This window comes from Anoxybacillus sp. (assembly GCF_036834105.1).
In the GTDB taxonomy this organism is placed as follows: Bacteria; Bacillota; Bacilli; order Bacillales; family Anoxybacillaceae; genus Anoxybacillus.
Map to the genome: position 1 here is coordinate 1 of NZ_DAITON010000051.1, position 15183 is coordinate 15183.

16 protein-coding genes are annotated in these 15183 nt (G+C 43.7%); 7 read left to right on the top strand and 9 right to left on the bottom strand.

Going from position 1 to position 15183, the window contains the following annotated elements; translation table 11 throughout:
* Positions 1-521 (bottom strand): diacylglycerol/lipid kinase family protein (locus tag V7Z64_RS06815; protein WP_334109842.1); only part of this gene is annotated, 521 nt, incomplete at its 3' end.
* 300 nt (positions 522-821) lie between these two features.
* Between V7Z64_RS06815 and V7Z64_RS06820 the strand changes: the two genes are divergently transcribed.
* The 5 genes from V7Z64_RS06820 (at position 822) to V7Z64_RS06840 (ending at position 5228) form a co-directional block, all read left to right on the top strand.
* The gene (locus tag V7Z64_RS06820; RefSeq protein WP_297988917.1) at positions 822-1181 is read left to right on the top strand and encodes a DUF2294 domain-containing protein; all 360 of its coding nucleotides are present in this window, start codon (positions 822-824) and stop codon (positions 1179-1181) included.
* A 117-nt stretch (positions 1182-1298) separates the two neighbouring features.
* Positions 1299-2288 carry a sodium-dependent bicarbonate transport family permease gene (locus V7Z64_RS06825; RefSeq protein ID WP_297988915.1) on the top strand — a complete coding sequence of 330 codons (990 nt, stop codon included), beginning with the start codon at positions 1299-1301 and terminating at the stop codon, positions 2286-2288.
* 86 nt (positions 2289-2374) lie between these two features.
* Positions 2375-3493 (top strand): NAD(P)/FAD-dependent oxidoreductase, encoded by a 1119-nt coding sequence (locus V7Z64_RS06830; RefSeq protein ID WP_297988924.1) that lies wholly within the window; start codon positions 2375-2377, stop codon positions 3491-3493.
* Between the two features lie 50 nt (positions 3494-3543).
* On the top strand, positions 3544-4194 hold the full coding sequence (locus V7Z64_RS06835; protein ID WP_003398181.1) for an MtnX-like HAD-IB family phosphatase: 651 nt from the start codon (positions 3544-3546) through the stop codon (positions 4192-4194).
* Positions 4191-5228, top strand: a complete 1038-nt coding sequence (locus tag V7Z64_RS06840) for an iron-containing alcohol dehydrogenase family protein (protein ID WP_297988911.1) — start codon at positions 4191-4193, stop codon at positions 5226-5228. Before V7Z64_RS06835 ends, V7Z64_RS06840 begins: the two co-directional genes overlap by 4 nt.
* Positions 5229-5267: 39 nt before the next feature.
* Here V7Z64_RS06840 and V7Z64_RS06845 read toward each other — a convergent pair whose 3' ends face one another.
* The 7 genes from V7Z64_RS06845 to V7Z64_RS06875 form a co-directional block, all read right to left on the bottom strand.
* Positions 5268-5393 (bottom strand): hypothetical protein, encoded by a 126-nt coding sequence (locus V7Z64_RS06845; protein WP_297988910.1) that lies wholly within the window; start codon positions 5391-5393, stop codon positions 5268-5270.
* Positions 5394-5548: 155 nt separating this feature from the next.
* Positions 5549-6496, bottom strand: coding sequence for a formimidoylglutamase (hutG, locus tag V7Z64_RS06850; protein ID WP_297988907.1), 948 nt, complete (start codon positions 6494-6496; stop codon positions 5549-5551).
* Positions 6480-7742 carry an imidazolonepropionase gene (gene hutI, locus V7Z64_RS06855; protein ID WP_297988922.1) on the bottom strand — a complete coding sequence of 421 codons (1263 nt, stop codon included), beginning with the start codon at positions 7740-7742 and terminating at the stop codon, positions 6480-6482. Before hutI ends, hutG begins: the two co-directional genes overlap by 17 nt.
* 2 nt (positions 7743-7744) lie before the next feature.
* On the bottom strand, positions 7745-9394 hold the full coding sequence (hutU, locus tag V7Z64_RS06860) for a urocanate hydratase (protein ID WP_297988904.1): 1650 nt from the start codon (positions 9392-9394) through the stop codon (positions 7745-7747).
* Positions 9395-9408: 14 nt separating this feature from the next.
* Positions 9409-10932: a histidine ammonia-lyase gene (gene hutH, locus V7Z64_RS06865; protein ID WP_004577712.1), complete on the bottom strand. Its 1524-nt coding sequence runs from the start codon at positions 10930-10932 to the stop codon at positions 9409-9411.
* A gap of 92 nt (positions 10933-11024) precedes the next feature.
* Positions 11025-11474: a hut operon transcriptional regulator HutP gene (hutP, locus tag V7Z64_RS06870; RefSeq protein ID WP_297988900.1), complete on the bottom strand. Its 450-nt coding sequence runs from the start codon at positions 11472-11474 to the stop codon at positions 11025-11027.
* Positions 11475-11613: 139 nt separating this feature from the next.
* On the bottom strand, positions 11614-11937 hold the full coding sequence (locus V7Z64_RS06875) for a YnfA family protein (RefSeq protein ID WP_297988897.1): 324 nt from the start codon (positions 11935-11937) through the stop codon (positions 11614-11616).
* Positions 11938-12096: 159 nt separating this feature from the next.
* On the opposite strand from V7Z64_RS06875, the gene V7Z64_RS06880 reads away from it, so the two are divergent.
* Both V7Z64_RS06880 and V7Z64_RS06885 read left to right on the top strand, forming a co-directional pair.
* A complete protein-coding gene (locus V7Z64_RS06880; RefSeq protein ID WP_297988894.1) occupies positions 12097-13416 on the top strand; it encodes a c-type cytochrome in 1320 nt (439 codons plus the stop codon).
* A gap of 18 nt (positions 13417-13434) precedes the next feature.
* A complete protein-coding gene (locus V7Z64_RS06885; protein WP_297988892.1) occupies positions 13435-14478 on the top strand; it encodes a cytochrome c class I in 1044 nt (347 codons plus the stop codon).
* A 70-nt stretch (positions 14479-14548) separates the two neighbouring features.
* On the opposite strand, the gene V7Z64_RS06890 is transcribed toward V7Z64_RS06885, so the two are convergent.
* Positions 14549-15183: sensor histidine kinase (locus V7Z64_RS06890; RefSeq protein WP_334109848.1), on the bottom strand; the 635-nt coding region annotated here is incomplete at its 5' end.

The following is a 15183-nucleotide window of genomic DNA, read 5'->3' on the forward strand; positions in this document are numbered from 1 at the left end:
TAAACAAACTTCCCTAAATATAAGCGATTTAAAATATGTTTCCATTTGGACGCATTTACCTTCTGCGAAATATGTGCATCAAATCCACAACCGACATTATTAACAAAAACACCTTGCTTTGCTCCTTTGAACGTTCCGATGTCATACACATCTACATGCCCGTCCTTAACACTCGACAACATATAGCTAAGAGCCTCGCTCCATTTTATTGGAATTTGTATCCCACGAGCAAAATCGTTTCCTGTCCCGGCGGGCATATACCCTATAGTCACATGGCTGTACATGGCCACCCCATTCATGACTTCGTGAATTGTCCCGTCCCCACCGACCGCAATGAATGCAATCGGTTCATTTGTTTGTTCTGCTATTTGTTGTGCTAATTTCGCTCCGTCTCCTTGTTTTTGTGTGAACACAACACGATAACAAATATGCTGCTGTTGAAGCATCCGCTCAATTTTATTCCATATTTTTTTACACTTTCCATTTTTAGCTGAAGGATTGACAATAAAATATAGTTTCAAACTTTCTCCCCCATTCCCTATCTTCTCCTTTCCTCTTATTCTATCATGGCATATCGATAGATAACATCAATCTTTTCCCTTGACATAATTTTTGAAGCCTTATACAATTAAAAACAAATTATCGCACCGAGTGATTGATAGCCAAACAGTTCCATTGTTTTACCTTAGCGCTTTTGACGTGGTAACATGGCGAAAGCGAAAAGGCAAACGTTGAAACTGTTTAGGCTAAAGATACATCGGTATGTTTCACATGGTGTATACGTGAGGCATGCCGTTTTTCGTTTCTAAAGGGGGATTCGTATGAAAACGAAAGGGGAACTGGAAGATCAAATTAGCCGTGCCCTTACCCAATGGGAGAAGGAGTATTTAGGCCGCGGTCCGCTCTCCGTTAAAACGGATATTTTACGAAACATGGTCATTGTACAGTTGCGCGGTATTTTAACTCCTGCTGAAAAAGCATTGTGCGAAACAAAAGAAGGCATGTTATCCATTAAACGCATTCGTGCTGATTTAATTGAATCAGGTAGCGAGCAACTGAAAGAGCTCATTTATGAGCTAACAAATAAGCAAGTCGCAAGCATGCATACCGATATTAGTACGAAAACAGGGGAACGAATCATCGTCTTTCTATTACAGGAGCCAATCGATATTCAAGGTTGATCTTTTAAAGGCCTTTTACGGTCAGTAAAAGATACGCCGGAAATATTTTTCGATCTAATCGAAAAATGTTTCCGGCTTTTTTGTTGAATATAAAAAATATAGGAGGAGAGGAACGCTATGCAAGAAATGATTATCAACAATTTAACATCACCAGCTATCTTATTTTTTGTTCTTGGTATTATTGCTGCTCTCGTCAAATCGGATTTAAAGTTGCCAACAGGATTAAATGAATCGTTAAGCATTTACTTATTAATTGCCATCGGCATGAAAGGGGGCATCGAACTTGCGGAACATTCTTTCCATGAACTTGTTCGCCCGTTAGTTGGAACGTTATCGCTCGGCATTGTGATTCCTATCGTTACGTTTTGGGTGTGTCGCCGCCTTGGCATTGATCGAAAAAATGCTACCGGTATTGCAGCGACATACGGATCAGTTAGTATTGTTACGTTTGGTGCTGCGCTTGCTTTTGTCGAACAAGCAAACATTCCCTACGAAAGTTATATGAATGCATTTGTCGTCTTATTAGAGAGTCCTGCAATTATTGTATCGCTTGTCATATTGAAATTGTTAGAAGGTCGCTCATATAAACAAGAAATGGTATATCGCTTCTCTGCTACATCGGTGTATGGACCAATCATTAAAGAAGGATTATTTGGAAAAAGCGTCTTTTTAATGGTCGGCAGCCTTCTCGTCGGGCTCATTGGCGGAGATCGGGCCCTTACCATTGTAAAACCTTTGTTTATTGATTTGTATCCGAGCATTCTCGTTCTCTTTTTACTCGGAATGGGGTTAACGGCCGGAAATCAACTTGCAGCGGTACGCAAATACGGGCTCAAATTGCTCGCCTTAGGTATTCTCCTACCTCCTGTATATGGATTTTTAGGCGTTGTGATCGGCTATTATTCTGGTCTATCTTTTGGTGGAACGATTTTACTTAGCGTACTTGCCGCCAGTGCCTCATACATTGCAGCTCCAGCTGCGATGCGCGCATCCGTTCCAGAAGCAAACCCTGCTATTTATCTCGGCATGGCGCTCGGGCTCACCTTCCCATTTAACTTAACAATCGGCATGCCATTATATTATGAAATGGCAAAATGGTTTTATTAAAAGAAAAGGCAAGGGAAGACCCTTGCTTTTTTCATGTCCTATGTTATCGTAATGATACAGTATCACGAAAAGGAAAGGTGTAAATGATGAATCGTTATATCGTCATTGGCGGTGGAATTGTTGGCTCCTCTGTTGCTTTTCACTTAGCAAAAGAAAAAGCAAACGTCATTTTAATCGACCGTGAAGATCAAGGGCGAGCAACTGATGCTGCGGCGGGAATCATTTGTCCATGGACATCGCAACGCAGAAACAAAAAATGGTATGCCCTTGCAAAAGGAGGAGCAGCATTTTACCCTTATCTCATTGAACAATTGCAAGCGTACGGGCATCAAACAGGATACAAACGTGTCGGGGCCATTTGTTTACATTATGATTCCGACAAGTTGCAAAGTATGGAAGAACGCGTGTACAAACGACGTGAAGAGGCCCCTGAAATCGGAGAGGTTACGCGTTTGTCTTCGGAGGAAGTCATAACGCGCTTTCCCGTATTAAGCGATGGGTACGAGGCGATATATGTAAGCGGTGCTGCCCGAGTGGATGGGCGTGCGTTAAGACGTGCTCTTATTCATGCTGCCATTCAACTAGGAACAACATATGTAAAGGGAAGCGCGACCCTTTTGCATAAAGATGGACGGGTCATTGGCGCTACAGTTGGGAATGAACGTTATGAAGCAGATGGGGTTATTGTCGCCGCAGGGGTTTGGGCAAAGTCGTTACTTTTGCCACTAGGTATTGATTTTCTCATCACACCACAGCGAGCGCAAATCGTTCATCTAAAACACAATGAACAACATACCGATCATTGGCCGGTCGTCATGCCACCAAATAATCAATATTTACTAGCCTTTCCAAAAGGAAAAATCGTTGCTGGAGCGACACACGAAGACGACGTCGGGATCGATTGTCGCGTGACTGCTGGCGGCTTGTACGAAGTATTGCATAAAGCATTGACCATCGCACCTTACCTATCCGATTGGACGCACACTGAAACGCGTATTGGCTTCCGACCTCATGCGCCAAACTTTTTACCTATATTCGGTGCCGTACCGCATATCGAAGGTCTTTACGTGGCAAACGGTCTTGGCGCATCCGGATTAACCGCAGGACCGTATGTTGGTGCCGAACTTGCGAAAATGATTCTCGGACAATCTACCACATTACAACAAAGCGACTACGATGTCATTCAAGCCATTCAATTTCTTTGATGAATGTGCTGTTCGATTGCATATACTAACGAAAAAACGGAGGTTCGTTCATGAACAAATGGGCGTTTGTTTCTGATTTTGACGGGACGATTTCGCATAAAGACTTTTACTGGATTGTTATTGAAAAATATTTTCCTGAAGGTGAACAATTATTTCAACAATGGCGCGCTGGAAAGATAAAAGATATCGACTTTTTAAGCACCGTATTTACATCCATTCATCAAGATGAAAAACAAATCATTGAAGATATTCATCACATTCCAATTGATGAAACTGTCTTACCCTTTATTAAACACGTCCAGCGAAGTGGTGGAGACTTTTATGTGCTGAGTGCGGGGACGGACTACTACATTCGTCATATTTTAAAAAAGTACGATATAAACGGGGTTGATGTCTTTTCTAATGAAGGATATTATCATGACAAAAATATTCATATGCGCATCGATCCGAATCATATTCATTATTCTGAAAGATATGGTATTGATAAATCGAGTGTCGTTCGTACGTTAAAGCAAACGTATGAAACCGTCTATTTTATCGGCGATAGTGAACCAGATGTTCATGCAGCAAAAGTAGCTGATGTCACGTTTGCCAAAGGAGCGTTACAATCGCTGTTACGCGAGCACCACATCCCTTTCATCCCCGTCGATACGTTTGCTGATGTTGAACGTCATTTACGAGAAAAAGGAGTGTTAACATGAACATTCCGATTCCGTCCATTCTTGAAATTGGCGAAGGTGTCGTTTGGCGTATGGACGATATAGTGCGAACATACCGCTTTTCCAAAGCTGTCATGCTATTTGACGACTTTACTTATCGAACGTATGAACAAGACATGAAACAAGCGATTTCCTCCGTCCCTGTGCATACCGTTTGTTTACCACCTCAACTTGACATTGTCGACATTATGAAAAAAGCGTTTGAACTTCCCCATTGTGATGTGATGATTGCGATGGGAGGAGGAGCGGTCATCGACTGCGGCAAGTATATGGCGTTTTTACGACAAGTGCCGTTTATTAGCATTCCGACATCTGCATCAAATGACGGTTTCGCAAGCACCAACTGTTCGCTGCTTATCAACGGTAAAAAAACAACCGTTCCTGCCAAAGTACCATTTGGCATTTTAGCTGACTTAAATATCATTCAGCAAGCCCCTGAACGATTTATTTTGGCAGGCATCGGTGATTTAATGTCGAATATTACGGCGTTGTATGACTGGGAATTCGAACAAAATCATGGGGTCAGTCGCGTCAACGCTTTTGCAGCGATGATTAGCAAAAAAGCTGTTAATAGTTTCATTCGTACACCTATGCAAAATATTAAACATCCTATTTTCCTAAAAGAATTAATTAGTTCATTAACAATGGGGGGCATTTCAACAGTAATTAGCGGAAATAGTGCCCCCATTAGCGGCTCGGAGCATTTAATTTCCCACGCCCTTGACAAAATGAGTTCAGCACCACAAATGCACGGCATTCAAGTCGGAATTGCTACATATATAATGGCACATGTACAACAACATCGAGCCGAGCGCATAACAAAAGTGTTTGCGCGGACCGGATTTTTTGACTACGTCAAAACGTTACATTTGAGTAAAGACGAATATCGGCAAGCGATCGATATCGCGCCAACCATTAAACCAAATCGTTATACGTACATTCACGATGAACAATACCGAAAACGAGCCATTCGGCTCCTCGATGAAGACCACATTTTGAAAGAAATTTTCACGTAGCACACAAAAGCGGTCTGCCTCTGCACGAGACAGACCATTTTATGTCCTCTCCTCGAGTATAAACCGAAACAAATAATCGAGGACAAACAAATCGTCTGGATAGTCGATACCTACATCCTCCCCTTCGTAAATAAGCGTTTGAAGCAAGTCATGAAGCGATTCCATTTGAACTACCGCTAGGCTAAAGCCATAGCGGCTTCCTACGAACACCGAAAGTTTTTTCGGTTATTTAGTAGGCGATCCCCACAGTTCCTGATCCCCTAACCTAAAGGCATAGGGGGGTTATGCCCAATCATATAAAAAATGGCTGTCTCATTCCCTTAAGACAGCCGTTTTTTCTCCTTTAAAAACTGTAAAATAACCCATGCTGCCAGTCGGCTTGTCATTTGCCGAAAATCAATAGTTGGATCGATCTCAACAATATCCATTGCCTGCACTTTGTTATAGCGTGCAAGCATCGAAATGGCTTGGAACAACGTTCGGCTATCCATGCCACCTGGTCCAATCGCTGGACATCCTGGCGCAAATGCTTGGTCAAGCACATCCATATCAACTGACACGTACACTGCATCGACATCAGACAACGTCTGCATACTTGCCTCGATAATTGCTTGTATGCCAAGACGATGCACCTCTTCTATCGTATACATCGTCACACCGCATCGTTTCCCATATTCCGTATACGCTCGGCTATTGGAAAAGTCACGCAAGCCAATTTGCACGAGTCGGCTACCATCGATGACACCTGCTTCGATTAACCGACGAAACGGCGTGCCGTTTGTTGGTCCCCCGTCTTCTAAGTTGCGTAAATCGTGGTGGGCATCAAACTGAATGATGCCAATTTTCCCTTTCTGTTTTTTCCAACCGCTAACGACTGGATATGTGACCGAGTGGTCGCCCCCTAGTACAATCCATAGTGACTCTGGGTGTATCGAAACGATTTGTTCGACCGTTTCAGCAATGCGCTTTTGCGATTCAACAATATCAGTTGGATGCATCACTATATCGCCGTAATCTGTAATCATTACGTCTGCTAAATCGATTCTCGATTCAATAGCGTATGTGCTAAAAAACGATAACACTTGCCGAATCGTTTGTGGGGCAAACGATGCGCCGGAATGGCTAATCGACGACTTCGACAACGGTACACCGAGCAAGCCGATATGACCAGCATGCTTCCCGTCCCACGGAACGAGCAATTCGTTCGCTTTTTTCATATGACGGTCTTGAAAATGCGCTTTTCCTGCTTCTTTAAGATACGGAAACATCACCTTTTCCCCTCTCGCTCACCACTTTTCCGTTTTTCAACACCATCCGGACATGATTAATTCCATAGTGATATGGTACGTACATATAATTCGGCGCCTCCCACAAGACGATATCTGCTTTTCTTCCAATCATAATTCTCCCTGCTTCGTGCCCACGATTGACCGCATATGCTGCATTGATTGTTACCGCATGCCAAATTTCTTCTGGGGTCATTCGTAAGTAGAGTGCCGCAAGCGTCATAATAAATTGCAAATTTTCCGTTGGCGAACTACCGGGGTTAAAGTCCGTCGCGAGTGCCACCGCTGCCCCTTGATCAATCATGGCGCGCGCGTTTGCGTACGTTCCTTTACCTAAATAAAAAGACGTCCCAGGAAGCAACACGGCGATGGTGTTCGAATGAGCAAGTTGATGAATTCCTGCTATAGATGCTCCGACGAGGTGATCGGCACTTACCGCTCCGACTTCGACCGCTAACTCCGTTCCACCGAGCGGGTCAATTTCATCAGCATGAATTTTCACAGCAAATCCTTTCTCCTTCGCTTGTTGTAAGAAGATGCGTGACTGTTCGACGGAAAATACGCCTGTTTCACAAAAAATGTCGACAAACTCGGCGAGCCGTTCTCGCTTCATGACATCCATGAGGTCAACCATCTGTTGTAAAAAATCATCCGGATGATTTTGATATTCTAAAGGAATAGCGTGAGCCCCTAAAAATGTAGATACAACTTCTACAGGATGTGTTTCATTTAAACGCTTCGCCACGCGCAACTGTTTTAGTTCTGTTTCTACATCTAATCCGTAACCGCTTTTTGCTTCGACCGTCGTCACTCCGTACGATAGTATGCGATCTAAATGACCGCGTGCTTTTTCGTAAAGTTCTTCTTCACTTGCCGCTCGCGTCGCACGTACAGTCGATAAGATGCCGCCACCTTGCTTTAAAATGTCTAAATACGAAATACCTTGCTGCTTTAGCGACAATTCGTGTTCGCGCGAACCGGCAAATACGAGGTGGGTATGCGGGTCAACAAGCCCTGGTGTGACAAGTTTTCCTTCCGCGTCAATGATATAGCTTGCAGACATTTTTTCTGCTTCCTCGTTACTGCCGATCCACGCTACACGTCCATTTTTTATCCCAAGCGCTGCATGCTCTATTAGGGGAAGCGACTTCATTTGCTCCCCCTTCACCGGTCCGTCTCCTTCCATCGTTAATAGCTGCCCGATATTTACAATGAGTGTATCCAATATATTTACCCCCTTAACATCGGGATACGAATGTTCATTTCTTTCGCTACTTCAATTGCACGTTCGTATCCTGCATCCGCATGACGAATAATACCCATGCCTGGATCGGTCGTTAACACCCGCTCCAACCGTTCTTTCGCCAAATCCGTTCCATCCGCAACAACGACCATTCCTGCATGCAATGAATAACCCATGCCAACCCCACCGCCGTGATGGAACGAAATCCATGAGCCACCGGCCGCCGTGTTAATAAGTGCATTAAGCACCGCCCAATCCCCGATAGCATCGCTTCCATCTTTCATCGCTTCCGTTTCACGGTTTGGAGAGGCGACTGAACCACAATCTAAATGGTCGCGTCCGATGACGATAGGCGCTTTTAATTCTCCTTTACGTACTAATTCATTTATCGCCAATCCCATTTTCACACGCTCACCATACCCTAACCAACAAATGCGCGCCGGAAGCCCTTGAAACGCCACCTTCTTTTGCGCCATGTCAATCCAGCGCAAAAGCGCTTTGTTTTCTGGGAATAACTCTTTAATCAGCGCATCCGTGCGATAAATGTCTTCCGGATCGCCGGATAAAGCCACCCAACGAAATGGCCCTTTTCCTTCACAAAATAGTGGGCGAATATAGGCAGGGACAAATCCAGGAAAGGAAAACGCGCTTTCTATCCCTTCATCTTTTGCGACTTGACGAATATTGTTGCCATAGTCAAAAACAATCGCTCCACGTTTTTGAAACTTTAACATCGCTTCTACATGTTTAGCCATACTTCGTTTTGCGCGACGAACGTATTCGTTTGGATCGTTTTTTCGTAATTGTGCTGCTTCTTCTAATGACAATCCTTCCGGCACATAGCCATTTAACGGGGCATGGGCAGACGTTTGGTCGGTTACAATGTCTATATGCACCCCACGTCTTAACAATTCATGATGCACTTCCGCGGCATTTCCGACAAGTCCAATTGATAATGCTTTCCCATGTTCTTTTGCTTCTTGCGCCCAACAAAGCGCCTCATCAAGCGAATACGTCATGCGGTCGCAATATTTTGTGTCGATCCGTTTTTGAATGCGGCTCGGATCGACTTCGACAGCAATCACCACTCCTTCGTTCATCGTTACTGCCAGCGGTTGTGCCCCACCCATACCTCCTAGCCCAGCAGTAAGCGTAATCGTTCCTTTTAGCGTCCCACCAAAATGTTGCTTCGCCACCGCAGCAAACGTTTCATACGTCCCTTGCAAAATACCTTGCGTGCCGATATAAATCCAGCTGCCGGCTGTCATTTGCCCGTACATCATTAACCCTTTTCGATCGAGCTCGTGAAAATGTTCCCACGTCGCCCATTTTGGCACAAGAACAGAGTTAGATAAAAGCACGCGGGGCGCCCGTTTATGCGTTTTAAACACACCGACCGGTTTTCCAGATTGAATTAATAGCGTTTCATCATGTTCAAGCGTACGTAACGTTCGAACGATCGCATCAAACGCCTCCCAATTCCGCGCTGCTTTTCCAATGCCCCCATATACAATTAACTCTTCTGGTTTTTCCGCCACCTCCTGGTCTAAGTTGTTATATAACATGCGCAATACCGCTTCTTGTTCCCACCCTTTGCATTCAAGTTGTAATCCTTTTTTTGCTTGAATATGTCTCATCCCACTATCTCCTTTCATCTATTTGTTACCGTTTTCATCGTTTGTGAAAAAAAATCCCATTCCACATCCTTCAGCCATTTTGCCGCTGCCTCAATATCTTTAGCGAAGACGCGGTCTTTTGTAATTGACGGAACAATTTTCCGTGCTGCTTCATAAAAGGCTCGCGTCTTTGGCGCCATTTGCTCTACCCCACGGTATTCGACTGCCTGCAACGCACAAATCAATTCGATGGCCAAAACGCGCCGCGCATTCTGGATAATCGCATAAGCATGGCGAGAAGCGATCGTTCCCATGCTGACGTGGTCTTCTTGATTTGCAGATGACGGAATGGAGTCGACGCTCGCTGGATGTGCCAACGTCTTATTTTCTGATACAAGCGATGCCGCCGCATATTGCATAATCATCGCTCCTGATTGTAACCCTGGCATTGGGCTTAAAAACGGTGGTAAATCGTTCAATTGTGGATTGACAAGCCTTTCAATGCGCCGTTCCGAAATATTAGCCAATTCTGCTACCGCCATTTTCATAAAATCCATCGCTAACGCAATGGGCTGTCCGTGAAAGTTGCCACCGGAAATGACAGTCATCCCATCGTCAAAAATAAGTGGATTGTCGGTTGCTGCGTTCATCTCGATTTCTAATTTTTCTTTCACATAATCGAGTGCTTGCCAAGAAGCCCCATGCACTTGTGGAATGCAACGAAGCGAGTAGGCGTCTTGGACACGCAATTCCCCTTGTGTCGTCGTCAGCTTGCTTCCGGCTAAATAAGAGCGGATGCGTTTCGCCACTTCTATTTGTTGACGATAACCGCGTACGAGATGGACGCGCTCATCAAACGCATCAATAATCCCTCGTAATCCCTCGATCGTTAATGAAGCGATCATCTCGCTTTCATACGCAAGCTGTTCTGCTTCTAAATAGCCGACAATGCCCATTGCCGTCATCGCTTGTGTACCGTTAATGAGCGCTAACCCTTCTTTCGCTTTTAATGAAAGCGGAGCAATGCCTGCTTGGGTTAACGCAGCAAGTGACGGCATACGCCGACCGTGATAAAACACTTCCCCTTCACCGAGCAACACGAGAGCTAAATGAGATAGCGGTGCTAAGTCACCACTCGCACCGAGAGAACCTTGTTGCGGAATGACAGGGTGAATGCGCGCATTCAACAAATCAAGTAATCGTTGAATAACGACCGGGCGAACGCCTGAATAGCCTTTTAAAAGCGCGTTAGCCCGCAACAACAACATCGCTCGCGACACGATTTCTGGAAACGGTTCTCCCACCCCACATGCGTGTGAATGAATTAAATTCCACTGCAATTGTTCTACATCATCCGCTTCAATAAACACATCGCTGAACTTTCCGAACCCCGTTGTAATCCCATATACAACTTTTTTGTCAGCAACAATGTCTTCGACTGCTTGCCGACTTTTCTTGACAACATCGATGCTATCCTTCGATGCAACAACTGCTTCGTTTCGATATAATACCCGTTTGACTTGTTCTAACGTTAGCGTATGTCCAGTTAAAATAACCACACTTTCACCCCATCCCTTTAATGAAATAAAGAAGGAGGCCATACCACAAATCAGCTTGTGGAATAGCCTCCTCTAAACTAATCACCTATAGGCTACATATGATTAATTCCTAATCCGATTGTCTCATGCTCTAACCCTCGAATCGGAGCACCGATCGTCCCGTACAGCGCGACGGCAATCCATTCACCTTCCGCTTCATTTTCATAAGGCATGCCACGCACCACCGCAAAACGAAGGCCGACCGTCCGCATAAAATCACCTAACTCCACTTGTCCTCTTGTAACCCCTTGCATCGCTTCAACTACCGCATGATATAGGGCATGCATTTCACGATATAGTTCCCCGTTTACAACACCGTTTCGTTTCGCTGTTGTTTCAATAGCAGCTACAATTTTCTGTAACTCCATAGCTCCAACTTTTCCTTTGCAACAGCGCCAGCGCAATGCAGCCAACTGCTCAAGCATCGCTTGTTCCTCTTCCTCTTCCATGATCGCGAGTAAAATTGCATTGCGACCAATTCTGCCTCCTGCCTGTTTCAGCAATGCCCATCAACACCTATTTTTTAAATTTTCTAAAAAACTAATCATCTATCATTATTGTAAACGTCTGCTCTTCGACTGTCAATTGTTTTTTACCACTTTTTTAACAAATTAATATAGCACCTTGTTACTAAACTAAAGTTTAACTGCGCGGTGCCAACAACATGACACCGACGCCTATTAAGCAGATCGCCCCACCGAGCCAATCATACATATCAGGTGTCTTTTTATCTACCCACCACCCCCATAATAACGATAAAACAATAAACACCCCACCATACGCAGCATATACCCGTCCAAACGATGGAAACGATTGAAATGTTGCGATAACACCGTATAGTGCTAAACATATTCCTCCCATAATCCCATACATCGCTGACTTTCCCTCACGAAGCGAAAGCCATATAAGATATCCTCCACCAATTTCCGCAAGACCAGCTAACAAAAATAAAATCACGGCATTCATACAGTCTCTCCTTTCCGTTTTCTACATAGATGGCTGGATTGTATAATAGTTTGTCACAAAATCGCAACACTTTCCGAAAACATTTCTCACAAAACAACCATTTTTACTTCACAAACAATTGCTATAGTGATAACGATTAAGTTTGAAGAAGGGAGATGAATGAAAATGGATTTTCCAATCGTTGAATTTCCGTGGTTTGGGAACGGGAACATCGTTGCGCTCATCGCCATCGTCCACGTCCTCATCAGCCATGGAGTCGCGATCGGTGCAACAGCTATCGTTGTATCAACAGAATATTACGCAATGCAAACAAAAAATGCAAAGTTAGACCAGCTGGCTAAACAACTGACGAAGTGGATCGTTATCATTACCACAACAGTTGGCGCGATGACAGGGGTAGGGATTTGGCTTTCTACAATGGTTATTCAGCCAGACTCCATCGGTTCGTTGTTGCGTATCTTTTTCTGGGCATGGGTAACAGAATGGGTCATTTTTATCGGCGAAGTTGTCCTCCTACTTATTTACTACTATACGTGGGAAAAGTGGAAAGAAGGGAAAGAGAAGCGAAGACATCTCAATATCGGAATTGCTCTTGCCGTTTTTTCATGGCTTACGATGGCGATCATTACTGGAATTTTGGCAGCTAAGCTCACACCCGACCGTTGGGTGGAAACGCTTTCGTTTTGGAATGCCTTTTTTAATCCGACATACTTGCCTTCTCTGGCATTTCGAACATTTTTAGCTGTCACGTTAACTATTTCATTGTTTACAATTTTTGTACGCCTATTTGTTAAAGATGAAGATGTTCGTCTACCGCTCTTTCGCATTTTCTCAATTTGGGGTGCAATTTCATTACCTGCGACATTTATTTTTGGACTTTGGTATTTAAAATCAATTCCCGAGCAAGCAGCGAAGCTGATCGTCTGGTCAACCGGCTTACCTGAACAAACATTTAACGTGTTAAATGTTTTTGCGTTTGTGCTCATTGTCGTTTTTCTCGCTTGGCTTGTCATTCGACCAAAAAAGTTGCCAATCGTGCTCGCGTTAGCGATGTTTGTTTCAGCCATTGGCTTTATCGGTGAATTTGAAGTTGTTCGTGAATCTATTCGAAAACCGTATATCATCTACAACTATATGTACGTAAACGGCATTACTGCTGCGAAAGCAGAAGCGATGAATCGGGACGGTTATTTAGCACACTCAACGATTGCTAAAGTAAAGAAAATAACAGAAGAAAACAAAATCGAGGCAGGCCGTGAAATTTACGAGGGCCAATGTTTAGCTTGCCATACAATCGACGGCTGGCGCTCCAAGCGGGCACTTGCCAATCGCCTGCAAGGATGGCCACAACAAAGTATCGAATCGTATATTCCAACAATGCATCAAGTGCGTCCGATGATGCCGCCGTTCGCTGGAACAAAAGAAGAAGTGGAAGCGCTTGCTGCTTACTTGTATAAAGTAGTTAATGAACAAAAATAGAAAGGAGTGGCAACACGTATGCATGCATTACAATTAGCCATCCCGCCTGATTTTCCTTTGCCAATACCAGGAAATTTATCATTACTCGAGTTTTTAATCGTCTTAACATTTATTCTTCATATTATATTTGTTAATTTTACGCTGTCGTTTGCCACTGGAGCTGTCGCTCTCGAAGGTGTTGGAATGCTCAAAAGATCAAAACGACTGGATGATATGGCTCGCATTTGTTCGTTTCACGCTTCTGTTCACAAAAGTATTGCCGTTGTTCTCGGCGTCGCTCCTCTGTTAATCATTAGCGTCATTTATACGCAATATTTTTATACATCTACTTTGTTGATCGGAAAAGCGTGGCTCAGCATTATTATTTTGTTGATTACAGCCTTTCTTCTCTTATACTTGTATAAGTTTTCGTGGGAAAAATGGGAAAATAAAAAAGGGTTGCACTTTATTGTTGGTCTTGTTGCGTCAGCTATTTTACTGTTTATCCCATTGATTTTCATTGTCAACATCGTTTCCATGCTATATCCAGAGAAATGGGCAAGTGCGAACGGCTTTTTCCATAGCCTTGTTCACCACCCACAAATTTGGCAACGATATGCTCACTTTATTTTAGCCAGCCTAGCTGCCGGTGGGCTTTACATGTACTTCTACTTTACGTGGAAACAGAAAAAACAAACGTTATCTGATGTTGAACGAGCTTTAAAAATTGGCGGCGTGAAAGTGACGTTTTGGATGACATTGTTGCAATTAGTATTCGGTTCTTTGCTGCTCATCTCATTCCGCCGCGATGTTATGCTATTGTTTATGGGCGACGATTTGCTGCTTACAACGCTTTTACTTGCATCGATTTTATTGACGATTATGCTATGCGCGCTGTTATATATCGTGATGAAAAAAGATACGCCTAAATGGTTTTATGCATCAATCGCTTGTTTCATTTTGATCGTCGGGTTGATGGGATGGATGCGCCATGAAGTGCGTGAATCGTATTTGCAACCTTACATGGATAAACATCCGCGAACACTTGATGTTCAAAAAGAATATGTACGACCATTACAATAAAAAGAGGGAGGTTGCACCTCCCTTTCATTGCATAAATTTAACTAATATCCCCTATTTACTTCTTTTACTGTTAAATCGGCAAGCTTATAACAAACGTCGTTCCTTTCTCCGAACTGTCATGAAGGGCAATTGTTCCTCCATGGTTTTCAATAATTCGTTTGACAATCGGTAACCCTAAGCCTGTTCCTGACGGCTTAGTTGTCGTAAACGGTTCAAACATTGTCGCTTGTATGTCTTGCGGAATTCCTTTTCCAGAGTCGTAAATGTACATATTGTACGTCTCATTGACATCAGAATATATGCAGATCGTTCCATTTTCTTCAATGGATTCGATGCTATTATGGAGCAAATTGTATAGCACTTGCATCATTTGTTTCGAATCGATCCTTAACGGGACACGGTCAAGCCGCACATGCGCCCGTATGCTTTTTGTTTCTAACGTTTGCTGCAACAACGAAAGTAAGTCTTGAACGATCGTTTCCATATACGTCTCTTTCAACATCGGTGCACTCGGTTTCGCGATCAAAAGCATATCTTCAACAATCGTATTGATGCGATCAATTTCTTTTAATAAAAGTGGAATACGATATTGTTTCCGCTCTTTTTCAGCTAAATTTTCATTCATAAACGACAAAAAGCCATGAATGACAGCAAGCGGATTGCGAATTTCATGCGCTGCTTTTGCCGCCATTTCCCCGACTGCCG